This window comes from Aminobacter sp. BA135 (assembly GCF_050859125.1).
GTDB lineage: Bacteria > Pseudomonadota > Alphaproteobacteria > Rhizobiales > Rhizobiaceae > Aminobacter > Aminobacter ciceronei.
In genome coordinates this window covers 2,611,557-2,635,561 of record NZ_CP139572.1, presented here as the reverse complement: position 1 = coordinate 2,635,561, position 24,005 = coordinate 2,611,557, and the positions used below count along the sequence as shown (strand labels likewise).

24 protein-coding genes are annotated in these 24,005 nt (G+C 63.4%); 14 read left to right on the top strand and 10 right to left on the bottom strand.

Annotated features, from left to right (window positions below):
- Positions 1-13: 13 nt before the first annotated feature.
- Positions 14-175, bottom strand: coding sequence for a hypothetical protein (locus tag SLT36_RS12740; protein ID WP_432287896.1), 162 nt, complete (start codon positions 173-175; stop codon positions 14-16).
- Between the two features lie 323 nt (positions 176-498).
- Here SLT36_RS12740 and SLT36_RS12735 point away from each other — a divergent pair, with 323 nt between their 5' ends.
- Positions 499-1,743 (top strand): DUF3419 family protein, encoded by a 1,245-nt coding sequence (locus SLT36_RS12735; RefSeq protein ID WP_432287894.1) that lies wholly within the window; start codon positions 499-501, stop codon positions 1,741-1,743.
- Positions 1,743-2,408 (top strand): class I SAM-dependent methyltransferase, encoded by a 666-nt coding sequence (locus SLT36_RS12730; protein ID WP_432287893.1) that lies wholly within the window; start codon positions 1,743-1,745, stop codon positions 2,406-2,408. The genes SLT36_RS12735 and SLT36_RS12730 overlap by 1 nt, the downstream gene beginning before the upstream one ends.
- On the opposite strand, the gene SLT36_RS12725 is transcribed toward SLT36_RS12730, so the two are convergent.
- A complete protein-coding gene (locus tag SLT36_RS12725) occupies positions 2,401-3,795 on the bottom strand; it encodes a serine hydrolase domain-containing protein (RefSeq protein ID WP_432287891.1) in 1,395 nt (464 codons plus the stop codon). The two genes, SLT36_RS12730 and SLT36_RS12725, sit on opposite strands and share 8 nt — an antisense overlap.
- Positions 3,796-4,030: 235 nt before the next feature.
- Here SLT36_RS12725 and SLT36_RS12720 point away from each other — a divergent pair, with 235 nt between their 5' ends.
- Both SLT36_RS12720 and SLT36_RS12715 read left to right on the top strand, forming a co-directional pair.
- The gene (locus tag SLT36_RS12720; protein ID WP_432287889.1) at positions 4,031-4,834 is read left to right on the top strand and encodes a glycoside hydrolase family 25 protein; all 804 of its coding nucleotides are present in this window, start codon (positions 4,031-4,033) and stop codon (positions 4,832-4,834) included.
- A 167-nt stretch (positions 4,835-5,001) separates the two neighbouring features.
- Positions 5,002-6,222, top strand: coding sequence for a lytic murein transglycosylase (locus SLT36_RS12715; RefSeq protein WP_432287887.1), 1,221 nt, complete (start codon positions 5,002-5,004; stop codon positions 6,220-6,222).
- 49 nt (positions 6,223-6,271) lie between these two features.
- On the opposite strand, the gene SLT36_RS12710 is transcribed toward SLT36_RS12715, so the two are convergent.
- Both SLT36_RS12710 and SLT36_RS12705 read right to left on the bottom strand, forming a co-directional pair.
- On the bottom strand, positions 6,272-7,150 hold the full coding sequence (locus tag SLT36_RS12710) for an NAD-dependent epimerase/dehydratase family protein (protein WP_432287886.1): 879 nt from the start codon (positions 7,148-7,150) through the stop codon (positions 6,272-6,274).
- Positions 7,151-7,263: 113 nt separating this feature from the next.
- Complete coding sequence (locus SLT36_RS12705; RefSeq protein WP_432287884.1) at positions 7,264-8,487, bottom strand: alanine racemase; 1,224 nt, start codon at positions 8,485-8,487, stop codon at positions 7,264-7,266.
- Positions 8,488-8,646: 159 nt separating this feature from the next.
- Here SLT36_RS12705 and SLT36_RS12700 point away from each other — a divergent pair, with 159 nt between their 5' ends.
- A complete protein-coding gene (locus SLT36_RS12700) occupies positions 8,647-9,543 on the top strand; it encodes a DMT family transporter (RefSeq protein WP_432287883.1) in 897 nt (298 codons plus the stop codon).
- Between the two features lie 476 nt (positions 9,544-10,019).
- Here SLT36_RS12700 and metF read toward each other — a convergent pair whose 3' ends face one another.
- Positions 10,020-10,934: a methylenetetrahydrofolate reductase [NAD(P)H] gene (gene metF, locus SLT36_RS12695; RefSeq protein WP_067960329.1), complete on the bottom strand. Its 915-nt coding sequence runs from the start codon at positions 10,932-10,934 to the stop codon at positions 10,020-10,022.
- Positions 10,934-11,941: an ArsR/SmtB family transcription factor gene (locus SLT36_RS12690; protein WP_432287881.1), complete on the bottom strand. Its 1,008-nt coding sequence runs from the start codon at positions 11,939-11,941 to the stop codon at positions 10,934-10,936. Before SLT36_RS12690 ends, metF begins: the two co-directional genes overlap by 1 nt.
- A gap of 118 nt (positions 11,942-12,059) precedes the next feature.
- On the opposite strand from SLT36_RS12690, the gene tsaA reads away from it, so the two are divergent.
- The 5 genes from tsaA (at position 12,060) to SLT36_RS12665 (ending at position 14,770) form a co-directional block, all read left to right on the top strand.
- Positions 12,060-12,563 carry a tRNA (N6-threonylcarbamoyladenosine(37)-N6)-methyltransferase TrmO gene (gene tsaA / locus SLT36_RS12685; RefSeq protein ID WP_432288316.1) on the top strand — a complete coding sequence of 168 codons (504 nt, stop codon included), beginning with the start codon at positions 12,060-12,062 and terminating at the stop codon, positions 12,561-12,563.
- 2 nt (positions 12,564-12,565) lie between these two features.
- Positions 12,566-12,880 carry a DUF2293 domain-containing protein gene (locus SLT36_RS12680; RefSeq protein WP_067960323.1) on the top strand — a complete coding sequence of 105 codons (315 nt, stop codon included), beginning with the start codon at positions 12,566-12,568 and terminating at the stop codon, positions 12,878-12,880.
- On the top strand, positions 12,877-13,368 hold the full coding sequence (locus tag SLT36_RS12675; protein WP_432287880.1) for an Lrp/AsnC family transcriptional regulator: 492 nt from the start codon (positions 12,877-12,879) through the stop codon (positions 13,366-13,368). The genes SLT36_RS12680 and SLT36_RS12675 overlap by 4 nt, the downstream gene beginning before the upstream one ends.
- A gap of 160 nt (positions 13,369-13,528) precedes the next feature.
- Entirely contained in the window at positions 13,529-14,476 is a 948-nt protein-coding gene (locus tag SLT36_RS12670) for an aminotransferase class IV (RefSeq protein WP_432287878.1), read from the top strand.
- 30 nt (positions 14,477-14,506) lie between these two features.
- Positions 14,507-14,770, top strand: coding sequence for a toxin-antitoxin system YwqK family antitoxin (locus SLT36_RS12665; RefSeq protein WP_432287876.1), 264 nt, complete (start codon positions 14,507-14,509; stop codon positions 14,768-14,770).
- On the opposite strand, the gene SLT36_RS12660 is transcribed toward SLT36_RS12665, so the two are convergent.
- The 4 genes from SLT36_RS12660 to ettA all read right to left on the bottom strand — a co-directional run bounded on the left by SLT36_RS12660 (position 14,767) and on the right by ettA (position 19,354).
- Positions 14,767-15,384, bottom strand: coding sequence for an MOSC domain-containing protein (locus tag SLT36_RS12660; protein ID WP_432287875.1), 618 nt, complete (start codon positions 15,382-15,384; stop codon positions 14,767-14,769). The two genes, SLT36_RS12665 and SLT36_RS12660, sit on opposite strands and share 4 nt — an antisense overlap.
- Positions 15,385-15,495: 111 nt before the next feature.
- Complete coding sequence (locus tag SLT36_RS12655) at positions 15,496-16,617, bottom strand: beta-ketoacyl-ACP synthase III (protein ID WP_432288315.1); 1,122 nt, start codon at positions 16,615-16,617, stop codon at positions 15,496-15,498.
- 202 nt (positions 16,618-16,819) lie between these two features.
- Complete coding sequence (gene tam, locus SLT36_RS12650) at positions 16,820-17,587, bottom strand: trans-aconitate 2-methyltransferase (RefSeq protein ID WP_432287873.1); 768 nt, start codon at positions 17,585-17,587, stop codon at positions 16,820-16,822.
- A 117-nt stretch (positions 17,588-17,704) separates the two neighbouring features.
- On the bottom strand, positions 17,705-19,354 hold the full coding sequence (gene ettA / locus SLT36_RS12645; RefSeq protein ID WP_432287871.1) for an energy-dependent translational throttle protein EttA: 1,650 nt from the start codon (positions 19,352-19,354) through the stop codon (positions 17,705-17,707).
- Positions 19,355-19,620: 266 nt separating this feature from the next.
- Here ettA and SLT36_RS12640 point away from each other — a divergent pair, with 266 nt between their 5' ends.
- From SLT36_RS12640 to SLT36_RS12625, 4 genes are all read left to right on the top strand, one after another.
- Complete coding sequence (locus tag SLT36_RS12640) at positions 19,621-21,060, top strand: amidohydrolase family protein (RefSeq protein ID WP_432287869.1); 1,440 nt, start codon at positions 19,621-19,623, stop codon at positions 21,058-21,060.
- Between the two features lie 97 nt (positions 21,061-21,157).
- On the top strand, positions 21,158-21,487 hold the full coding sequence (locus tag SLT36_RS12635; RefSeq protein ID WP_432287867.1) for a hypothetical protein: 330 nt from the start codon (positions 21,158-21,160) through the stop codon (positions 21,485-21,487).
- Positions 21,488-21,735: 248 nt separating this feature from the next.
- Positions 21,736-23,022, top strand: a complete 1,287-nt coding sequence (locus SLT36_RS12630; protein WP_432287866.1) for a DUF2778 domain-containing protein — start codon at positions 21,736-21,738, stop codon at positions 23,020-23,022.
- Between the two features lie 64 nt (positions 23,023-23,086).
- Complete coding sequence (locus tag SLT36_RS12625) at positions 23,087-24,004, top strand: cation diffusion facilitator family transporter (RefSeq protein WP_432287864.1); 918 nt, start codon at positions 23,087-23,089, stop codon at positions 24,002-24,004.
- Position 24,005: the final 1 nt, after the last annotated feature.

The window sequence follows — 24,005 nt, the reverse complement described above, 5'->3', positions numbered from 1 at the left end:
TCCTCCCGCAACTTTACTGCGCGGGTGCAGCCGGCTCGACGGGCTTGGGCTGCATCGGATCGGTGTTCTGCATCTCGCCGCTCTTGCCGCTCTCCGGTGCCGGCGTAATGCTCTTGGTCGTGGTGTTGTCGGTCGCCGGCGGCGAGGCCTCGGGCGTGGCCGGTGCCGGGTTCACGGGAGCCGACTGCTCGGTCACAGGCGGTTTCACGCTTTCAGTGGTCGTGCTGTCGGTGCCGCTGTCACTACAGGCGGCAACGCCGAACAGCGCAATGGCGGAAACCGACGAGAATGAACTTCTTCATAACAATCTCCTTTCGAGAACAGCCCGTTGAACGGGCGTCGGGAAGGAAATGCGCGAGGTCCCGCACGGTTTCGTAACGTTCGGTTGCGCCCTGACACATAAGCGCCTGTCGTACCGCCGTCATCGCACCGTCACCGCGCTGTCACGCCGGTAGGCTACCCGCTGCGCCCAACAACGAAGCGGGGAATCGCATTTCCATGACCGACGTTTCCGGAGAACTTGTCTTTCGTCGCGGCAAGAAAGTTGGAAAGGCGGTTTACCAGAACCGCGCACTTTCGAAGGAGGGCCTGTCCGAGCGGCTGTTTGCGCTGCTGTTTTCGGGCCTCGTCTATCCGCAGATCTGGGAAGATCCCGACGTCGACATGGAGGCCATGCAGCTTGGCAAGGGCCACAGGATCGTCACCATCGCCTCGGGCGGCTGTAACATTCTCGCCTATCTTACTCGCTCGCCAGCCAGGATCGACGCCGTCGATCTCAACGGTGCCCACATCGCGCTGAACCGAATGAAGCTGGCCGCGGTACGCCACCTGCCAACGCAGGGCGACCTGTTCCGCTTCTTCGGCGAAACCGATGTCGAGCACAACTCACATGCCTATGACCGCTTCATCGCGCCGCATCTCGATGCTTCGAGCCGCGCCTATTGGGAGCGCCGCAGCTGGCGCGGCAAGCGCCGCATCGCCACCTTCGACGGCAATTTCTACAAGACCGGCCTGCTTGGCCTGTTCATCGCTGCCGGTCACCGCGTCGCCAAACTCTACGGCGTCGACCCGGCCGCCATCATGGCCACCGGCAGCCAGCAGGAGCAGCGCCGCTTCTTCGACGAAAAGATCGCGCCGGTGTTCGAGCGCCGCATGCTGCGCTTCATCACGTCGCGCAAATCCTCGCTGTTCGGTCTCGGCATCCCGCCGGCGCAATACGACTCGCTTCTGACTTCGGGCGACGGCTCGATGGCCGGCGTGCTCAAGGCGCGGTTGGAAAAGCTCGCCTGCGACTTCCCGCTCGAAAGCAACTATTTCGCCTGGCAGGCCTTCGCTCGCCGCTACCCCAAGCCTGGCGAAGCCGCCCTGCCCGCCTATCTCGAGCAGGACAATTACGCCACGATCCGCGCGAGCGTCGATCGTGTCACCGTCCACCATGCCAACTTCACCGAACTTCTGGCCGACAAGGATGCCGGTTCCGTCGACCGCTACATCCTGCTCGACGCCCAGGACTGGATGAGCGACGAGCAACTCAACGCGCTGTGGACCGAAATTACGCGCACGGCCGCGTCAGGCGCCCGCGTCATCTTCCGCACCGCGGCCGAACCCAGCCTGCTGCCAGGCCGCCTGTCGCCGGCTTTGCTCGACCAGTGGACCTACGAGGAACGGGCCTCGCGCGATTACACCGCCCGCGACCGCTCGGCGATCTATGGCGGCTTCCACCTCTATGTGAAGAAATCCTGATGAGTACGCCCGAGCTTTCGGCCGGCCATTCCGGGCTGATGGACGGCGTCTACCGGCATCAACGCCACATCTACGACCTGACGCGCAAATACTATCTGCTAGGCCGCGACCGCATGATCTCCGAACTCGCTCCGCCCAAGGGCGGCACCGTGCTCGAACTCGGCTGCGGCACCGGCCGCAACCTGATCCTCGCCGCCAAGCGTTATCCCAATGCTCATTTCTATGGCCTCGACATTTCCGCCGAGATGCTGGCAACGGCCAGGGCGTCGATTGCCCGCGCCGGCCTGTCTGATCGCATATCGCTCGCGCAGGCCGACGCGACCTCATTCGACGCCGCATCCCTGTTCGGCCGTACCGGCTTCGACCGGGTGTTCGTCTCCTATGCCTTGTCGATGATCCCGGGCTGGGAACGCTCGGTGTCGGCGGCGCTGGCAGTGTCGGTGGGCTCGGTCCACATCGTCGATTTCGGCCAACAGGAAGGGCTGCCAAACTGGTTCCGCAACCTGCTGCGCGGCTGGCTGGCACGGTTCCACGTCAGTCCACGCGAAACCATGGCGGTCGAAATCGCCGCCCAGGCCAGCGCCGCCGGCAAGAGCTGCCGCTTCAGCGCACTCTACCGCGGTTACGCCTGGCTCTTCGTCGTCGGCGGGCCCAAGCCTATCTGAGTGCTGCCACCAAGGCCGACAGCATCGCCTGCGGCTTGTAGCGCAGCTTGGACGGGGTCAGGCCGAGGCGGACGACCACCAGATTGGCCGAAGGCACCATCGCCACCGTCTGGCCGTCATGGCCCTGCATCCAGAAGGTGTCGTCGGGCAGATCGAAGCCGACATCGGGATCTTCGCCTTCCGGCGTGCCGCCCTCCGGTCCCTGCAGCCACAACTGGCCGCGGCCGTACTCGCCAATCGCGGCTGCCGGCGCCTTCTCGCGCATCCAGGCGACATAGCCTTCGGGCAGGATGCGCGCGCCGTTCCAGACACCATCCTGCAGCAGGAACTGGCCAAAGCGCGCCCAATCATGCGCCGAGGCGTAGAGATACGACGATCCGGCGAAGGTGCCGCGCGCATCGGCCTCCAGCACCGCACTGGTCATGCCGAGCGGACCGAACAGTTTTTCGCGTGGCCAGGCCAGTGCCCTGGCCGGATCGCCGACAGCGTCCTGCCAGAGGCGCGACAAAAGCAAGGTCGTGCCGCTGGAATAGGAGAATTTCTTGCCGACTTCGGCGACCAGAGGCTTGGCCGCGGCGAAACCTGCCATATCGGATTCGAGATAGAGCATGCGCGTGACATCGGTGACGTCGCCGTAATCCTCGTTGAACTCGAGTCCGCTCGACATCGCCATGAGGTCGGCGAGGCTGATCGCAGCGCGGCGGTCGGCCTTCCACGGCTCGAACAGTCCGCTCTTGTCGACCGACATCTTGCCGTCGCCGACGAGCGTTCCGATGATCGCGGCCGTAACCGTCTTGGTCATCGACCAGCCGAGCAGCGGCGTCGAAGAAGCAAAACCCTCGCCATAACGTTCGCCGACGATCCGGCCGTTCTGCACGACGACGATGGCGCGCATGCCGGGGCCGGCCAGTGCCGCATCGTCAAGAACGGCCGTGATCGCCGGGTTCTGCGAGGCATCGACCTTCTCGCCCTCCGGCCACAGCGCCTCGGCATTGGCATCGGCCGCGGGTGCGACCGGTACGGCACCCAGCGCCGCGGCGGCAATGTCGCCGTCCGGCACGTTGCTGCAACCGGCGCCGTCATGGGCAACGGCAAGTCCTCTGCCGAAGACGCCGAACAGGCCCGCGCGCACCGTGCCGGCGCTCTGGTCGACGCTCACCGACATCAGCCGGAGCAACGGATGACCCGGCGCCTGGACATCGTCGGCCAGCACCTGATTGGCGTCGCGGCCGGCGAGGAAGACATTGGAACAGACTATCTTGGCGGCATAGCCGGAGCCGACACGGATCAGCGCCGGGGGCGCAAAGTACAACCAGGCCGACAAGCCGGCGACCACAAGGACAATGACGCCGACCAGCCATTTCAGGATCTTGCCGATGATGCGCATAGCTTTCCCCGCCCCCGACGTCATGCGTCCGCCATGGAATTGCCGTCATTCCTCCGCCAAATCTTTCAGGCTGTCGAGCGCGATCAACGGTTTATCAACCATGATCGGCGATCACAGAGGGGGATGTGCGGTGTCTCGGGGAAACCGCTGATCCATCGGAATAACATCCGGGCCTAAGGGCCTGCCCCATAAACGACGTGCTCTGGCCGGTTCCTGCCGGCCGCAAGGAGAAGTAATGCGCCGCGCTTCGGCTCTTGTGCTGCTCGCCTTCCTCGGCGCTTGCTCGACCTCCGACACCTTGTCGCTTGGCCCTGTCGGCAATGCCGGCAACATGGCCTCCGTTTCGGTCAAGAACCCGCGCTTCAGCGACAGCGATCCGCACCAGTGGGAAAGCGGCGCCCCGTGGACCTACGCCGTCCACGGCACCGACGTTTCGAAATACCAGACCTCGATCGACTGGCCGCAGGCCAAAGGCAGCGGCATCTCCTTCGCCTTCATCAAGGCCACCGAGGGCGGCGACCGCGTCGACGACTATTTCGCCGAGCACTGGCGCGAGACAAAATCCGCCGGCGTGCCGCGCGGTGCCTACCATTTCTATTATTTCTGCCGGCCGGCCGCCGAGCAGGCGCGCTGGTTCATCCAGAACGTGCCCAATGAGCGCTCGTCGCTGCCGCCGATCCTCGACATGGAATGGAACCCGCAGTCGCCGAGCTGCAAGCTGCGTCCGCCTGCCGCCACCGTACGCAGCGAGATGAAGATCTTCCTCGAAATGGTCGAGAACCACTACGGCAAAAAGCCGATCATCTACACCTCGATCGATTTCTTCGACGACAACAACCTGTCGACGTTCCGCGGTTATCCCTACTGGCTGCGCTCGGTCGCCGGTCACCCGACGTCGCGTTATGGCAGCCACCCCTTCACCTTCTGGCAGTACACCGGCACCGGTGTCGTGCCTGGGATCAGGGGCGACGCCGACATCAACGTCTTCAACGGCAGCGAAGCCCACTGGAAGAAGTGGCTGGCCGCCAACACCAGATAGTCCGGACTGCACCTCCGGGCTGCGCATTTCGCATGGCAGATGCGACAAGAAGAGGGGGTGCGGCCCTCGCCCGGGTTCTGTAGAAGGCGCGGCAAGACATTGAGCTGGCCGTCTGCCTGCTTTCGCCGTTCAGCGAAGGCCTGACCGGTCAAGCAGGAGAGCTGCCCATGAAACTGCTGAGCAAGGCGCTGGTCGCCGCCCTTTTCGCCACCGCCGCAATGCCGGCAAACGCGCAGAATACCGCTGCCGTAACCCCTGCCGCGCCGGCAGCGACGCTGGAATGCGGCGACGACTTCGCCACCTGGAAACAGAACCTTGCCAACGAAGCCCGGGCCGCAGGCGTTGGTGAAAAGGGTCTTTCGGCTCTGGCGAATGCCACCCTCGACCCCAAGGTGCTCGAGCGCGACCGCGCCCAGGGCGTGTTCGCCCAGACCTTCACCCAGTTCTCCGAGCGCATGATCAGCGATTACCGGCTGAAGCATGGTGCCGCCAACCTGCAGAAATACGACCAGTATTTCACCGTGGCCGAACAGGAATTCGGCGTGCCCGGCCCGGTCATTGCCGCCTTCTGGGCGCTGGAGACCGATTTCGGCGCGGTGCAGGGCAACTTCAACTCGCTCAACGCGCTGGTGACGCTGGCGCATGACTGCCGCCGCCCGGACCTGTTCCGGCCGCAGGTCATCCCGCTGATCACGCTGATCGACCGCAACGTGCTGCCGGCCGACGTCCAGGGCGCCTGGGCCGGCGAAATCGGCCAGACTCAGATCCTGCCTTCCGACTATCTGGCGCGCGGTGTCGACGGTGACGGCGACGGCATCGTCGACCTGCGCAACACCCCCGCCGACGTCATCCTGACGACCGGCAAGAAGATTCAGTCGCGCGGCTGGAAGCGCGGCGAGCCGTGGATCGAAGAGGTTCGGGTACCGGCCGAAATGGCCTGGGAAGAAACCGGCCGCACCAATAAACAGCCGCTGTCGAAATGGGCGGCTATGGGTGTAACAATGCGCGACGGCACGCCGCTCAAGGACACCGGCCTCAAGGCAGGCATCGTGCTGCCGATGGGCCGCAAGGGCCCAGCCTTCCTGACCTATGACAATTACGACGTCTATCTCGAGTGGAACCAGTCGGCGACCTACACGCTGACGGCAGCCCACCTCGCTGCCCGCCTCGCCGGCCAGCCGGCCTTCGACCGCGGCAATCCTGACGCCGGCCTGACCGGCGACGCCATGAAGGCGTTACAGCAGAAGCTTCACGACAGAGGCTACGACGTCGGCGGCATCGACGGCATTTTGGGCACCAACACCCGTGAAGCCATCCGCCAGGAGCAGATGCGCCTCAAGCTGCCCGTCGACGGTTGGCCGACCGACGAGCTGCTGGCGGATCTGTAAGGGAATAGGGAGGGATACCAACGCCTTGCCGTTGGAACCTCTTTATTCGCTATTCGCTTCCAAACAACTCCGCCACGCTGCCGTGCCTTGGTTTCCAGCCAAGCTCGGCTCGCGCCTTGTCGCCGCCCAGCCGCTGGCTGATGGCATAGCCGCGTGCCCACTCGCCGAGCCGCTCCGCAGCCTCATCGACGGCAGTAGCGCGGACTGCCGGTTGCACCATTCCCAGGTGCTGCGCCACGGCTGAGGCGATGTCGCCCACGCTCATGCCTTCAATAGCCGAACCGTTGTAGACGGAGCCAGGCCGCGCTTTCTCCATGACCCGCACATAGAGGTCGGCAAGGTCCTCGGCATGGACGAGCGGCCAGACGACATCTATCGATCCGATGACGTCGACGGTGCCGTCCTTGCGCAGAGCATCCATGTAGGACGAGAACACCCCGCCCTCGCCGGAATAGACCATCGCCGGATGAACCACGGTGCCTTCCACCTCCGGCGCCAAGAGCACGCGGTTCATGTTCTCGATCATCCAGCCGAAGGCCGGCAGCGGATCGAACGGGCTGTCTTCAGTCGCGGCCCGCTCCCCAGTCGCACCGAACAGCCAGCAGCCGCCGGTATAGACGAAGCGCGGCCGCTTCGGCATCGCACCGAGCACCGGCAGCAGCGCATCAAGCAAGGTCGTCTCGACCTCGCCCATGTCGTCGCCGAAGTCGGCAGCGGCATGGATCACGGCATCGACCGGTGGAAGCTTGCCGGCCCATTCGCGCGGAGTGCGCAGGTCGCCGAGCAGCGGCGTGGCACCTGCAGACTTGAGGCGTTCAGCCGACGCTTGGGAACGAGCGAGGCCGATCACATCGTGGCCGCCCTCGACCAGGCGCTGCAGGATATGGCGACCGATGAAGCCGGTGCCGCCGAGAAGGAAAACATCCATGGGAATAGTCACTTAGCGAATGGTGGGCAACGAGTGGTGAGATGCGTAGATCGGAACGCGCCCAAGGCTATTCAAGCCACGATCATTGTTTGCCTGTTCGCTCTTCCCTTCCCTCACTCCGCCGCCATCGTCTCCAGGCTGGCGAAGCCTTGCGGCGCGTCGCCTTCGTCGAACGGCGTTGTCACCTCGACGAAGGTGTCGGGGTAGAAGCCGTTGAAACGGGTGCGCAGCGACAAAGAGTAGGCACCGATATGGCCGATTTCGATCCAGTCGCCGGTGTCGATGGTCTCGGGCAGCCAGAACGGCCGTGACAGGATGTCGACGGAATCGCAGGTCGCGCCGCAGACCTTGAACGGAACGATCTTGTCGGCGTCACCGTTGCGGGCGCGTATCGCGGGATCGGGGATGAAGCGCGCCGGCAGCGTGATCTTGCCGGTCCATGAATCCGACAGCGACGCCCAGATGCCGTCATTGATGTAGAGCCGCCTGCCCTTGCGCAACAGCACCCGCACGATCAGCGACAGGCACCGCGCCACAATCACCCGACCCGGCTCGGCAACGAGCGGCATCTCGTCGAAATTGTATTCCTTGAGGTCGCCGCGCAAGCGCGACATGATCTGCCCGATCGAAGGCATGGCCGGCTTCTTGGAATTCGGATCGTGGCCGTATTCGGCCGGGAAGCCGCCGCCGACATCGAGTCCGGCGAGGTCAAACGACACACGATTACGCACCCAGTCGACTGAGGCGAGCGCCCGCTCATATGTGTCGGGGTCCTCGATCTGGCTGCCGACATGGAAACACAGGCCGACCTTGTAGCCGTTGCGGTTGAGCCGCTCGCACAGCTCGACCGCATTGGCCGGCCCGGCGCCGAACTTCTTCGACAGTTCATATGCCGCCGAGCCCTTGGTCTGGACACGCACGAAGACGGTGGTCGCGCCGGGGTCGATGTCGAGCGCCCGCACGACACGGTTCAGCTTGTTGATCTCGTCTTCGTGGTCGACCGCGATCACTCTGATGCCATAGGTCTCAAGCGCCAGGCGGATGTCGGACTGCGCCTTGACCGGATGCATGTAGATCATCTCGGCCTCAGTGGAGACTTCCCTCACCGCGGCGAATTCGCCTGGAGAAGCCACGTCGAACATGGTCACGCCGGCCTCGACAAGCGCCTTGAGCACGATCAGTTCGCCATTGGTCTTCACCGCATAGGCGGTTCTGCCGGGGAACATCTCCATGAAGGCGCGTGCATCGGTCTTCAGCACTTCCGGTCGGAAGCAATAGACCGGTGCATCGGGGCGAAGAGCGAGGGCTGCCTCGCGTGCATTCTCGAATCGCTGCATGGAAGCTCCTCGTTTGCCGGCCAAAATCTAAACCAAGCGGTCCGCGATGCAACCCGACAGGGCTTGGCAGGAGTGTTGCGTCAGCCAAAGGAATCGGGTGGCCCTACCCAGGAATCGCGCGTAGCTGTCGAATGTGACGAAGCGAAGAAGGAAGCGGACATGAGTGCACGCGACTGGGCCAGGCTGTTGCTTCTGGGGGCGATCTGGGGCGGGTCGTTCTTCTGCGTACACATCGCGGTCGCCGAGATCGCGCCGCTGAAACTGGTGCTGTTCCGTGTGCTCATCGCGGGAGCGGCACTGCAGCTGTTCCTGCTGCTCCGCGGCCCCTCCTTCCGCCTTGCTGTCCCCCACCTCGGCACGCTGTTCGTGCTCGCAGTGCTCAACAACGTCATCCCGTTCACGCTGATCTGCCTCGGCCAGACCGAGATCGGCGCGGGCCTGGCCTCGGTGCTCAACGCCACGACGCCATTCTGGACGCTGGTCATCGCCAACATCGTCACCAACGACGAGAAGCTGAACTGGAACAAGCTGGCCGGCATCGGTCTGGGCATCGCCGGCACAGCCATCATGGTCGGACCCGGCATCGTCGCCGGGCTCGGCGGCCCGGTCTGGGCCAAGTTCGCCCTCGTCGGCGCCTCTCTCTCCTACGCCTTCGCGCTGATGGTGGCGCGCCGGCTGAGGGGCATACCGCCGGCAATCATCGCCACCGGCCAGCTCACCTGCTCCTCGATCATCATGATCCCGCTTGTGCTTGCGCTCTACGGCACGTCGGGCCTGTTTGTGGCCAGCTCCAATGCCTGGCTGGCGACCTTCGCGCTGGCGCTCGTCGCCACGGCCTTCGCTTATATCCTGTTCTTCAAGCTGGTCGAGTCGGCAGGCGCCACCAACACCTCGCTGGTCACGCTGGTCGTGCCGGCAAGTGCGATGCTCCTGTCGGTGAGCTTCCTCGGCGAGAGGCTTGAGATGTTCGAGCTTGGCGGCATGGCGCTGATCGCGCTCGGGCTCGTCACCATCGACGGACGTCTGTTCAAGCGGCGCCAGCCGGCGGGCGCGTAAGCGAAATCGGGTTGCCATTGGGGAGAGCAATACCCAGCTCGGGATTGCTGCAGCGCCGTCTTTCACCTTCCGAAAAGGTGATAAGGCACTGTTGTGGCTAATCGATTTGCCACAATTTCTCCACAACCCTTGCCGGTGTGTTTACCAAGCAAATCCAACGGCTAAGCGTGAGAAACGCGTCGCATTTTCCACAATCTTGTCGCAATGCAGCACATTTTTCGCTTGTGTGTGACCGAAATGACCCTAGATTCCGGCCTGTGGCTTGCAAACAGGAGGCTATGCATGGGACTGACTAGGTCAATCAATGCAGTCATGATTTGCGCTGCCTTTGCCTTCATCGGCGCGCTTATTGTCGGAGTTCTTCCATAGGCCGTTCAACGGCGGAAGACCAAAGCACCTCCAAGGTGGAAGCTTCGAAAAGGCCGGGATCACCCTCCCGGCCTTTTTGATTCCGCCCAGTCGGTTCCAACTTGCCGTCAGGCGGCTGCCGATCCCTGCACAACCGGCTGCGGCCGGATGCCGATCATGTGGCACACCGCCACCACCAGGTCGGCGCGGTTCATGGTGTAGAAATGGAAGTCGTTGACGCCGCGCTCGACCAGGTCGAGCACCTGTTCCACCGCCACGGCCGACGCCACCAGCGCATGGGTCTGCGGATCCTTGTCGAGGCCTTCGAAGCGCTCGGCCAGCCAGCCCGGCACATGGGCGCCGCAGCGCGAGGCAAAATTGGCAACCTGGGTGAAGCTGTGGATCGGCAGCACACCCGGCACGATCGGAATGTAGATGCCGGCCTTGCGGGCGCGCTCGACGTAACGCTCGTAAAGATCATTGTCGAAGAAGAACTGGGTCACCGCGCGCGTCGCGCCATTGTCGACCTTGCGCTTCAGCATGTCGAAATCGGTAACGAAATCAGGGCTTTCCGGATGCTTTTCCGGGTAGGCCGAAACCGAAATGTCGAAATCGCCCTGCGCCTTCAGCGCGCCGACCAGCTCGGCGCCGTTGGCGTAGCCGCCGGGATGCGGCTGGTAGGCAGCACCTACGCCCTCCTTGGGATCGCCGCGCAGCGCCACGAAGCGCTTCACGCCCATGGCGGCGAACTCTGCGATCACCTGGTCGACTTCCTCGCGGGTCGCGTCGACGCAGGTCATGTGCGCGGCGGGCGTCAGCGTCGATTCCTCAAGGATGCGCTTGACCGTGCGGGCGGTACGCTCGCGGGTCGAGCCACCGGCACCGTAAGTCACCGAAACGAACTGCGGGCGCAGCGGCTCGAGCCGGGTCACAGTCTCCCAGAGACGCGCTTCCATGTCGTCGTTCTTGGGCGGGAAGAACTCGAAGGAAACACGGATCTTGTTGCCGATGTCGGAACGCCTGGAGAGCGGAAATTGGTTCATCAGGCAGTTTCCCTATGGGCTTGCAGTTCAGGATTGGGATCGGCGACCAGCAGGCGCTTGTCGCGCGCCAGCCAGAGTTTGACGGTCAGGCTGGCCTTGGCCGAACCGCGTGGCTCGAATTCCTGCGTCTCCTCGAGTTCCAGCCCGGCCTCGGACAGCCAGTCCTCGATCTGACGGTCGGAGAAGCCGAGGCGCGCATGCGCATGCTCGGAGCGCAGGAAGTCGAGCCCGTGCGGGGCGAAGTCGACGATCACCAGCCGTCCCGAAGGGCGCAGCAGCCGCGCCGCCTCTTGGATGGCGCGGGCGGGATCGTCGAGATAGTGCAGCACCTGGTGGATGGTCACGAGGTCGAAGGCATCGCGCTCGACCGGCGGCGAGAAGATGTCGCCCTGGCGCACCTGCGCGTTGGCAATTCCCGCCTTGTCGAGATTGGCGCGGGCAACGGCCAGCATTTCGCGCGACTGATCGATGCCGACGCCGCGGCGATAGATCGGGGCGAAAATTTCGAGCAGGCGCCCCGTGCCGGTGCCGAGGTCGAGCATCGACTGGAACGGCCGCTTGCCGACCAGCTTGACGAGTGCGGCTTCCACGGCGCGATCAGGTGCATGCAGCGAGCGCAATTCGTCCCAGCTCGCGGCATTGGCGCTGAAGTAACGGGCCGCGCGCTCCTGGCGCTTGTGCTTGACGTCATCAAGACGCTCGAAATCGCGCACCACCTGGCTATCTGATGTATCGATGCTTGACACCAGCCCCTGCACGAAACCGCGCGCCTGGTCGGCGTCGGAAAGCCGGAAGAACGCCCAGGATCCTTCCTGGTAGCGGTCGATCAGCCCCGCCTCGAGCAACAGCTTGAGATGACGCGAAACGCGCGGCTGCGACTGGCCGAGAATCTCGGTCAGGTCGGAAACCGTCAGGTCGCCGCGCGAAAGCAGCGTCAGGATGCGAAGCCGGCTGGATTCGGCCGCCGCCTTCAAGGTATCTACCATGGTGTCGAGCGTCACATGCATCGGCTTTGGTTCTCGCCAAAAGACATAAACATATCTTTATGTGACGCAGTGAATGATTGCAACGCCCAATGTCGCATGCGGGCAAGAAAATGGCGCGACCGTGGGAGGCGACATGAAGATGTTCGAACAACGCGAGGGCGAAATTCCGCTGGCCTGCGATCCGGCGGCGGACGCCGACGACGCCCGCCTCGCCTATATCGGCCGCGTCACCTCGCCCTGGAAGTTGCGCGAGGATTGTCCCAAGAACATGAACGACGCGCGTGAGCGTGGCGGTGGAGCGACGGTGACCGTCGATGCCGCCTATCGCGCCGGGCTCGCCGGCCTTGCCGGCTTCAGCCATGTCATCGTGCTCAGCTGGTTCGAACAGGCGCCGCGGAATCTGATTGTCCAGAAACCGCGCCATGCCTCTGACGCGAAAGGCGTTTTTGCCCTGCGCTCGCCTGCCCGACCGAACCCTATCGGCCTTCACGTCGCGGCGATCGTCTCGCTCGACATGGAAAACGGCGTGATTGAACTTGATGCCATCGATGCGTTGGATGGCACACCGGTCATCGACCTGAAACCCTACTTCGCTTCGGTCGACGCCATTCCGGACGCGACGCGTCCGACCAAGGACGCCTGAGCATGCCAGCCTCCACTGGCCGCCAACGTGCAGTGGCCAAATCGCTGACCGCGCTCCTGCCACTCGCGCCCTATGCCGACACGGAAGCCATCCGCGCCGACGCGCTCGCTGTGCATCTGAAGACGCTGCCGCCGTCGATCGCCGTGTGGCTGGCGACCGTCGCCCATGTCCGCCATGCCCATACCGACTACGAGAAGCTGCTCTCGGAGGGTTACGACCGCGATTCCGCCCGCTTCTTCGTCATCGACCAGGTCAACGCCACCCTCACCCGCTGGCGCGCCACCCGCCTGCTCGACGCCGACGAGGATTTGGAATGACCGGAACGCAGCCCAACAGCCGAAGTGCTGTGCCGCTCGACGAGCTCGACCGCCGTATCCTGGCCGCTCTGCAACAGGACAACCGGCTGTCTTTCGCCGAACTTGCCGAGCGGGTCGCCTCGTCGGCAGCCTCCTGCATGCGACGGGTCAAGCGCCTGCGCGATGCCGGTGTCATCATCGCCGACGTTTCGATCCTCGATCCTGTAGCCGTCGGCAAATCGCTGACAGCGGTGGTCAACATCGACCTCGAGGCCGAGCAGCGCGATCTTGTCGACGCGTTCAAGCGGCAGATGCGCGCAGCTCCCGAAGTGACCCAATGCTACATGGTGACGGGCGGGGCCGATTTCGTGGTGATCGTCAACGTCGAAGACATCGACGCCTATGAGGCATTCACCCGCAAGTGGCTCTACTCCAATCCCAACATACGCAAGTTCCGCTCGATGATCATGCTGGACCGCGTCAAGTTCGAACCGCGCGTCGCCGTATAACGTCATTCGCTCTTCAAACAGCTCGACTGCATTGCTCTTGTTTCAGCAAGGCCGGGATTTTGATCGGCCTGCGTCATCTGGCCCGGCATTTTGACCGAAATGGCGTATCGCGAGGCGGCATACTCCGGTCGATCATCCTGGACGCGGAGAACCAGCGACAATGGACGTCAAGCCACAGCAATTGCCGGCGATCGAACCCCGCCACGTGGATGCGCATGCCTATCCCCAAGGCGTCGCCTTCCTCGACGGCCAATATCTGCCGATGTCGGAAGCCAAGATCTCGGTACTCGACTGGGGCTTCCTGCATTCGGACGCGACCTACGACACCGTCCATGTCTGGAACGGCGCCTTCTTCCGGCTCGACCTGCATATCGAGCGCTTTTTCAACGGGCTGGAGCGGCTCCGTATGTCGATCCCCTTCGACCGGGCTGGCGTCACTGAGATCCTGCACAATTGCGTGGCGCTGTCAGGGCATCGCTCGGCCTATGTCGAGATGCTGTGCACCCGCGGCGCCTCGCCGAACTTCAGCCGCGACCCGCGCGACGCCACCAACCGTTTCATGGCCTTCGCCGTGCCGTTCGGCTCTGTCGCCAATCCTGAGCAGCTAGAGCGCGGCCTGCATGTGTCGATCAGCCAGCGCGTGCGGATCCCGCCGGCCTCGATCGACCCCACAATCAAGAACTACCACTGGCTCGACCTCGTGCGTGGCCTCTATGATGCCTATGACAACAACGCCGAGACGGCACTGCTGCTCGACTTCAACGGTAATGTCGCCGAGGGCCCGGGCTTCAATGTCTTTGCCGTGAAGGACGGGCGCCTGGCGACGCCGGCAACCGGCGTCCTGCCCGGCATCACCCGGCGCAGCGTCTTCGACCTCTGTGCCGAAGCCGGCCTTGTCGCCGAAGCCGTTGACGTCAGCGTCGATGCATTGCTTGGCGCCGACGAGGTGTTCATCACCTCGACCGCCGGCGGCATCATGCCGGTGACCAGGATCGACGGCGTTGCTGTCGCCGACGGCAAGGTCGGCCCTGTGACCACGAGGTTGACAGACGCCTATTGGGCGAAACACGACGACCCCGCCTGGTCGACGCCGGTCGTCTATTCCTGATAGGCTCAGCCCCCCGGGAGGATACGGCGGATGTCGGAAGCGACAGAACCCTATCGCCATCATCACCGCGACGGCAGCCTCTGGATCGTCGGTCAGTTGCGCGACGGCAAGGCCGATGGTTACTGGGAGTGGTTCCGCAAGGACGGCAGCAAGCTCCGCTCCGGCCATTTTGCCGAAGGTGTCCAGGTCGGCGATTGGACGACCTATGACAAGGCGGGAAAACTGTACAAGGTGACCACTATCAAGCAACCGGACCCGGGTGCGGTGACCAGCAGCGCCACATTGCCCCGTTAGGCCCTGTAGATCCACTGCTCCGGCACGCGCACTGAAACTTCTTCGCCGGCTGATATCGTGCCGGGCTTCTCGACCCAGCCGACAAGCCCGCGCAGGCGGCGCGACACTTTCGGGAACAGCAGCGAGCCGGCGTCGTGGTCGGCCATGCCGGCATGCTCGGCGATCGAGCGACCGGCAACACGGCACGGCGCGTTCTGGCCGTCGATCTTGATCGTCACGCCACCCTTGAAGAACAGCATGGTGCCGGCAGGCAGCATCGACAGCATCGGCACGCCCTCGAGCAGGAGATTGGCGCCGATCCACTCCGGTTTGATCTCGGCAAGCCCCATGCGCTCGGAAACGATCGCCATCTCGTCGGGTGCGACGATCGACAGCTGCCGCTCGTTGCGCATTTCAGTGCCGCGCGGATACCACGGCTCGCGCCCGCCGGAGCGCCTGGTGTGACCGGCATGGACATCGCCGACGATGCCCTCGAAGGTCAGCGGCAGCGTTTCCACCGCCCGGGTGACGAAATGGTCCTCCGGCGCGGTGTAGACACCGGCAACGCGCGCCGCGAATTTGCGGCCCGGCAGGATTTCAGGTTCGCCCTCGCGGTGCATCGTCGGGTCGAGCATCTCTAGCCTCTCGGTTTCGGACTGCTGCTTTGAACGGCATGACCCGGGAAATCCAGACAAAAAGCCTGATCCCGGCGATCATCCGAACTGATCGATCGCCTGGTCGCCCCTTCACATCATGCGGACCAGCGCGCCGCCGATCGAGTAGCCGGCGCCGAAGGCGCAGATCAGCCCGTGGTCGCCCGCCTTCATGTCCTCGTGATTTTCCTTGAGCGCGATGACAGCACCTGCCGCCGCCGTGTTGCCCAGCCGCTCCAGCACCATCGGCGCCTTGTCGTGGTCGGCGTCATGGCCGAGCGCCAGCTTCAGGATCATCGCGTTCATCCGCGCATTGGCCTGGTGCAGCCAGTAGCGCCTGATGTCGGACGGTGTCATGCCATGGTCGGCAAGGAAGGCGGTGATGAAGCGATGCGCCGCATGTGTCACCTCCTTGAACACCTTGTTGCCGACCTGCTTGATCATGTTGCCCTCCATCTCGACGACGGAGGTGTTTTCCTGACCAGTGCGCAGCAGGAAGCCGAAATTGGTGCGGATGTTGTTGGAGAACTGCGTCCAGTTGCGCGTGTCGAGCATCTCGAAGCGCCCCGGCCGGGTCTCCTTGGGTCCAATAGCCTCGACGACCATCGCCACCGAGGCGTCGCCGAAGATGAAATGCGTCTGGCGGTCGCGGAAATTGAGTTGCCCGGTGATGATCTCGGGCGTCACGATCAGCACGCGCTTCTGTCCGCCCGAGCGGACGAGATTGAAAGCGACGTGCAGGGCGGCCGCCGCCGACGAGCAGCCGAGGCTCATGTCGAAGGCAGCACCCTCGATGCCGAGCTCCTTCTGGATCTCGATCGAGATCGCCGGATAAGGTCGCTGCTGGTGCGAGGCGGCGCAGATCACCATGTCGATGTCGCCGCCGGTGAGCCCGGCATGGGCGAGCGCCTTGCGTGCCGAGGCAACACCGAACTCGGCCTCGACCGAAAGGACGTCGTCGGCGCGCGGCGCGATGCGCGGCGTCATCCGCGCAGGGTCGAGAATGCCGTCGAGCGTGTGGACGTGCCGGTTCTTCACGCCGGAGGCATAGACGATGAAGTCACTGTCCGATTTCTTGATCGGCTCCTGCCCTGCGGCTTCGCGCCTGATGTTCTCGATGTCGGCCCAGGCGTTGAAGCTCTCGACAAGTTCGTCGTTGCTGATCGTTGCCTGGGGAATTTCGACGCCGATGCCACTGATGATGACGCGATGCATAAGACCGTCCATGCCTGAATTCCCGAAGCATGCCCGATAGCAGTTACCGCTTCGGAAAAACCCATGCTCCAGCGACGAAAATGGAGCCATCGGGCCCCGGCGCGTCCTGTCCCCGTCTCCACCAGACTCGCCAAGTGCAGCTTACGTCACATGGAGGCGTTCGAATACGCCCTGAGCGCAACACTCGCCCCGATATCCCGCCCTATGCTCGCTGTGCCACCAGGAAGATCCTGGGAAAGCGCAACAGCACCTTGCCGTCGGCGGCGGGCGGATAGGCAGCGGCGATGCGTGCCGTGTAGGCGGCGAGATAGGCTTCGCGCTCGGCCGGTTCGAGCGGATCGACGAAGGGCTTGAGCCCCGTCCCCTTGACCCACTCGACGATCGCCGCGGCGTCCGCCAGCGGGTGGTTGTACACGGTGTGCCAGATGTCGACCCGCGCCGACAGCGGCACGAGCAGGTCATAGTATGAAACGACCGATGGCAATTGCGCGCGGGCGGCGCCTGCGATCCTGGCGGCGAAGGGCACTGCGGCTGCGGTCTCGCGCATCGCCATATGCGACGGCTCGCCGATATTGTCGGGCATCTGCACTGCGAGGTACCCGCCCGGGGCGAGCAGCGTCATCAGGCGTGCCAGAACGGCCTGATGGTCCGGCAGCCACTGGAACACGGCATTGGCGAAGATCACGTCGACGGGCTCGTCGGGCGTCCAGTCGCGCGCATTGGCGAGCTGGAACTCAACATCGGGCAGCCGACGCCTGGCCTGCTCGATCATGTCGGGCGACGTGTCGAAGCCGGAAACCGCCGAATCCGGCCAGCGCTCGACCAGAAGCTCGGTCGAATTGCCCGGCCCACAGCCGATGTCGACCACTCTTCTCGGCCGCTCCAGCGGGATTTGCGCCAGAAGGTCCCGGGACGGCCGCGTCCGCTCGTCCTCGAATTTGAGATATTGCGCGGCGGACCAGTCCTTCACGTCGGGGACTCCAGAAGCAATTCCAGGAAGTGCGAGGGCGTTTTCCGTCTCGCTAAGCAAGGCAGCGGGCAGAAAACAAAAACGCCCCGCTTTGTGGGCGAGGCGTTTCTTGGTCTGTCAGCGCGTCAGGCGCTTGTGGCTCATCCGGTGCGGGGTGGCCGCATCGGCGCCGAGACGACGGATCTTGTCCTTCTCGTACTCTTCGAAGTTGCCTTCGAACCACTCGACATGCGCATCGCCTTCATAGGCCAGCATGTGGGTGGCCATGCGGTCGAGGAACATACGATCGTGGGAGATGATAACGGCGCAGCCGGCATATGCTTCCAGTGCGTCTTCGAGCGCGCCCAGCGTCTCGGTGTCGAGATCGTTGGTCGGTTCGTCGAGCAGCAGGACGTTGCCGCCGTTCTTCAGCATCTTGGCGAGGTGGACGCGGTTGCGCTGACCACCCGACAGGTTGCCGACGCGCTGCTGCTGGTCGCCACCGCGGAAGTTGAACGACGAGCAATAGGCGCGGCTGTTCACTTCATGCTTGCCGAGCTTGATGACTTCGGCGCCGCCAGAAATCTCTTCCCAGACCGTCTTGGTCGGGTCGAGCGCATCGCGGCTCTGGTCGACATAACCGAGCTTGACGGTCTCGCCGACGCGGATCGTGCCGGCATCAGGCGTTTCCTGGCCGGTGATCATCCTGAACAGCGTGGTCTTGCCCGCGCCGTTGGGGCCGATAACGCCGACGATGCCGCCGGGCGGCAGCTTGAAGTTCAGGTTTTCGATCAAAAGCTCGTCGCCGTAACCCTTGTTCACGCTATCGACCTCGATCACCACATTGCCAAGGCGTTCGCCGGCCGGGATGACGATCTGCGTGTCGGTAGGCTTGCGGTTCTGCGACTGCTCGACCAACTCCTCATAGGCCTTGATACGCGCCTTCGACTTGGTCTGGCGTGCCTTGGGCGAGGATGCGATCCACTCGCGCTCGCGCCAGATCGCCTTCTGGCGCGAATCGTCTTCGCGGCCTTCCTGGATCAGGCGCTTGGCCTTGGCGTCGAGATATTTGGTGTAGTTGCCCTCATAAGGGATGCCGCGGCCACGATCGAGTTCGAGGATCCAGCCGGTGACGTTGTCGAGGAAGTAGCGATCGTGGGTGATGATCAGCACCGAGCCTGGATAGTCGCGCAGGTGCTTTTCCAGCCACGCCGTGGTCTCGGCGTCGAGATGGTTGGTCGGTTCGTCGAGCAGCAGAAGGTCAGGCTGTTCGAGCAGCAAGCGGCATAGCGCGATGCGGCGGCGTTCGCCACCCGACAACTGGGTCACTTCGGAGTCGCCGGGCGGGCACTGCAGAGCGTCCATCGCCATCTCGACCTGCTGTTCCAGGTCCCACAGGTTGAGACGATCCATCTCGTCCTGCAGCTTGGCGCCCTCGTCGGCGGTCTCGTCGGAGTAGTTCATCATCAGCTCGTTGTAGCGCTCGATGATGGCGGTCTTCTTGGAGACACCGTCCATGACGTTCTCGAACACGGTCTTGGCCGGGTCGAGATGCGGCTCCTGCGCCAGGTAGCCGACGGTGGCGCCGTCAGCCAGCCAGGCCTCGCCCGACCATTCCTTGTCGAGGCCGGCCATGATCTTGAGCACGGTCGACTTGCCCGCACCGTTGGGGCCGAGGATGCCGATCTTGGCATCCGGGTAGAACGAAAGGTTGAGGTTTTCCAGCACCTTCTTGGTGCCGTAGGACTTGGTCAGTCCCGACATGTGATAGATGAACTGGCGTGCCACGCGCGCGTATCCTGCTTCAGGTGAACGGAGATTTGCGCGCTATGTAGGCCATCCCACCCCAAACGGCAAATGCTTTCGGGGCGAACATCGCGATGACACGCGCGTCCGAGCACCGTCCGGACACCACGCCTCGGTCGTGCCCGCGCCAATAGGCAAGAGGACCATCCAGATCACCTTGGTGGTATTCTTGCCAAGGCAATATCTAAGGTTGCCAATGCCTCCCACGGGACTACATTACCTTCGCTCGAAGGCTGATGGGGGATGCAATGCTCCGGTTAGGTCAGAAGTACCAGCACCTCGTTCACGGAACCGGCTGCAGCTGCTTCAGCCCCGAGATTCAGCAGGCATCGCGACGCCTCGAGGCCCTTACGCGACGCGGCTTCATGGCGGGCATGGGAGCAAGCCTTGCCGCTCTTGCCTCGCCTTCCCTGGCCCAGGCACCCGGCCCGTCACAAAAAACCCTGTTCCGACAGGTCAGGCTGTTCGACGGCACCTCCGACACACTCAAGACTGGCGTTCAGGTTCTGGTCGAAGGCAACCGTGTCGCAGCGGTAGACACGACAAACAGCGCAGCACCTTCCGACGCAATTGTCATCGACTGCGGCGATCGTGTGCTCATGCCGGGCCTGATCGACGCCCACTGGCATACGGTCTTTGCGGCGGTGCCGTTGAACGTATTGCTGGCGGGCGACCCGGGCATCATCTTCGCTGCCACCACCGCCGAGGCAGAGCGTACCTTGCTGCGCGGCTTCACCACGATCCGGGATTTGGGTGGTCCGGTTTTCTCGTTCAAGCAGGCCGTCGACAGCGGCATCGTGCCGGGCCCGCGCATCTTTCCCTGCGGCGCAATGATCACGACGACCGGCGGACACGGCGATCTGCGCATGCCGACGGAAATTCCACGAAACGGCAACCAGCTTAGCGTCGGCGAACTGATGGGAGGCTCCGCCATCGTCGACGGCATCCCCGACTTGAAGATGCGCATCCGCGAGCAGCTGATCCAGGGGGCATCGCAGATCAAGCTTGTCGGCGGTGGCGGGGTTTCGTCGCCGCGCAGCCCGCTCGACATGTCGACCTTTGCCGAAGACGAAATACGCGCTGCCGTCTCTGTGGCAAAAGACTGGAATACATACATCACCGTCCACGCCTATGCCCCCAACACCGTTCAGCGGGCGATCAACGCCGGAGCGGCCTGCGTCGAGCATGCGCACCTGATGGATGAGGCGACGGCAAAGCTGTTTGCCGAAAAAGACGTATGGCTCAGCATGCAGCCGTTCCTCACTGTCGAGGATGCTGAGCCTCAGACCGGTCCAAGCGCGGAACGCATCCAGCAGCTGTTCGCCGGCACTCCCAAGGTCTACGAGTTTGTTCGCAAGCACGGCATCAGGACCGCGTGGGGTTCCGACGTGCTGTTTTCACCTGCAATGACCGCGCGCCAAAGCGTCATGTTCACCCATCTCAGCAATTTCTACAGCAATGCCGAGGCACTCCGCATGGCAACTTCGGGCAATGCACAGCTGCTGGCGCTGTCCAATCAGCGCAATCCCTATCCCGGCAAGCTCGGCGTGATCGAACAAGGCGCTCTCGCCGACATGCTCCTTCTGGACGGCAATCCGCTCGAAAATATCGACCTGATCAGCGACCCCGGCAAGAACATGGTGGTGATCATGAAGGACGGGACGATTCACAAGAACACACTTGGCTGAATGTCCCACCAACGTGCCAATTGCAGCCCAATCAGGCCTGTGCGACAGATGGTAAGCATTGCGCTTGAACAAAGGTTAGCTGGGAGGCAGCAGGCAGGTGTGGCCCGTATTCAGAAAGCTGTTCTCCCGGTCAAAATCTCTGAACGCTCTCCTTGGCGACGTCATTTTTGCAACGCCGCGAGAACATGGCACCAATCTGAGCTCGTTCTTTGAGTGGCGCGTGAAGAAATCTATAGATGGCGCCAAATTCTACGTATCGCTCGCCATGATACCTGACGGCTATGCCGGCGCTCAGGGCTCCCCTACCAATTACATCAACTTCGACCTGGAAACTGCTGAAAGGGTGCGCGAGCACCTCACCGAGTGCATCGACGTTGCACGCCGCAGCCAGAATTCGCCTGCCGCAGCGAGCGCCGACAACGGCTGATTTTTTGGTATTGGCCATTTGGCTATACGCGTACGGCTGGAGCAGTTGAACGCGAGCGCGACACATCGCTCAAACGCAAAGCAAAAATTAACCACATTTGTCCATCCTTTCTCCATCGTTCTGTCGAGTTGGGGACATTCCGGAAATCACGCACTGCGGTCGCTTCGCCGGCCGCACGATGTTGCGGGACAACTGGTCTGCTACGCGTTTTGAGTAAAATCGTTCGTCCACAATCCTTGCGCCGTCTAATGCGCCCGTTTGTCATCGCTTGTGTCGGCACGGCTTTCGCCGGCATGGCCGCATGGTCGATGGCCGGCATGGCCGCGATGGGCAATGTCAGCGCTTTCAATCCGGCCCACTTCGCGCCCAAACCACACGCGCAGCCGGTGATCGTCAAGCAGGCGCGCCTTTCGGCCTATGTCAGCACCGACAAGGCATCGCGGCTCGCCGCCTCGACCAAGCCCTTGATATCCGCCAACGGCGCCAAGCCCGCCGCCATGGCCAGCCTAGCCGGCAGTCTGGGCAAATCAGCCCGCCATGCCACCGTGGCGGCTGCCGCGCCCGCAAACAGCAATGCCGCCCGCTTCGACAACATAGCCAGCAAGGCTGATCTGAGCTCCAAGAAGCTCGCCAGCCTGTTCGCGGCCAGTTCCGTCGAACTGAAACAGCTTGCCGACGCCGCAGAGAGCGCCGATCAGCCGGTATCCTTGCCAGCTTCGGTCGCAGAGCGCCCGACCATCCTCGCTTATGCTGATCCGTCGCCTGGCGGCGCTGCCGACACTGCACTGTCGACCCTTCTGACCGGGCCTTCCGAAGAGGAACTCGCCGCGGCACAAGCGGAAGCAGAAGCGGCCGCCCTACCCGACTATGCCGAAACCCCGTCGGCCGGCCCCCGTCCGGAACTCCGCCCCGAAGCCGCTGCCGCCGAGCCTGCAGATGCCGGCAAGGCGAACGGCCCCGATCCCGAGGTCAGTGCACCGAAGGTGGTCGAAAAGCCAGAAACCCGAAGGCCGCAAAAACTCGCCTATGCGCGCCCGGAAATTCCCGAGGACAAGCCGGGCAGCACGCTCGGCCAGTCGCTGCGCAGCCTGTTCGGCGGCAAGACGCGGGCCGGAAATGGCGTCGCCGTCTATGACATCAGCGCCGCCAAGGTCTACATGCCCGACGGCAGCGTGCTCGAGGCACATTCGGGCATCGGCAACATGGCCGACAACCCGCGCTACGTCCACGTCAAGATGAACGGCCCGACCCCGCCCCACACGTATAATCTCAAGATGCGCGAGAGCCGCTTCCACGGCGTCGAGGCGATCCGCATGCTGCCGGTCGACGGCAAGAACAAATATGGCCGCGACGGCTTCCTGACGCATAGCTATCTGCTGCGCGGCGGGCGCGAGGAGTCGCATGGCTGCGTCGCCTTCGCCGACTACAAGCGCTTCCTCACCGCCTTCAAGCAGGGCAAGGTCAAGCAGATGATCGTGGTGCCGAGCGGCGGCCGCGAGAGCTTCCGCCTGGCGTCGAACGGCAAGGCGATCTGAGGCAAGACCGCCCTTAAAGCCGTCAGCGATGGACATCCGCAGGCGGCTATTTCATAGCTGAGCCATGAAAACCGAAACAAATCTGCTTCGGATGTCAATCGCCGTGACGTTCGTCGTCGCGCTGTTCGGCATCGTCTTCGGCGTCCTCAGCGGCTCCTTCTCCATCGCCTTCGACGGCGCCTATTCGCTCGCCGATGCGACGATGACCATCCTGGCGCTGATCGTCGCCCGCCTCATCACCAGCAATGCCACCCACAACCGACGCCTGCACAAGCGCTTCTCGTTTGGCTTCTGGCATCTCGAGCCCATCGTGCTCGGCCTGAACGGCATCGTGCTGATCAGCGTCTCCTGCTACGCGCTGATCAATGCTGTCGCCAACCTTTTGGCCGGCGGACATCATCTCGAATTCGATTTCGCCATCATCTATGCGGCCGTCACCCTTGCCGCATGCCTGACGATGGCGACCATCGGCAGCCGCGCCAACCGGACGATCCAGTCCGACTTCGTGGCGCTCGACGTCACCGCCTGGATGATGTCGGGCGGCATCACCGCGGCACTGTTGATCGCCTTCATCGGCGGCTGGCTGGTCGAAGGCTCAAACCTTGCCTGGACAGCGCCTTACGTCGATCCGGCTGTGCTCGCGCTTGTCTGCCTGGTCATCATCCCGATGCCCATCGGCACAATTCGCCAGGCCTTCTCCGACATTCTGCTGATCACGCCCGAGGCGCTCAAGGCACATGTCGACGAGGTCGCACGGGCAACGGTGAAGAAGCACGGCTTCGTCTCATACCGCGCCTATGTCGCCAAGGTCGGCCGCCTGATGCAGGTCGAGCTCTATTTCATCGTCCCGCCCGGCCTGCCCGCCAGGACCATCGAGGAATGGGACGCCCTGCGCAACGAGATCGGCGACGAACTCGGCGACGAAGGCCCCGACCGCTGGCTGACGATCGCCTTCACCGCCGACAGGGAATGGGCGGAGTAAG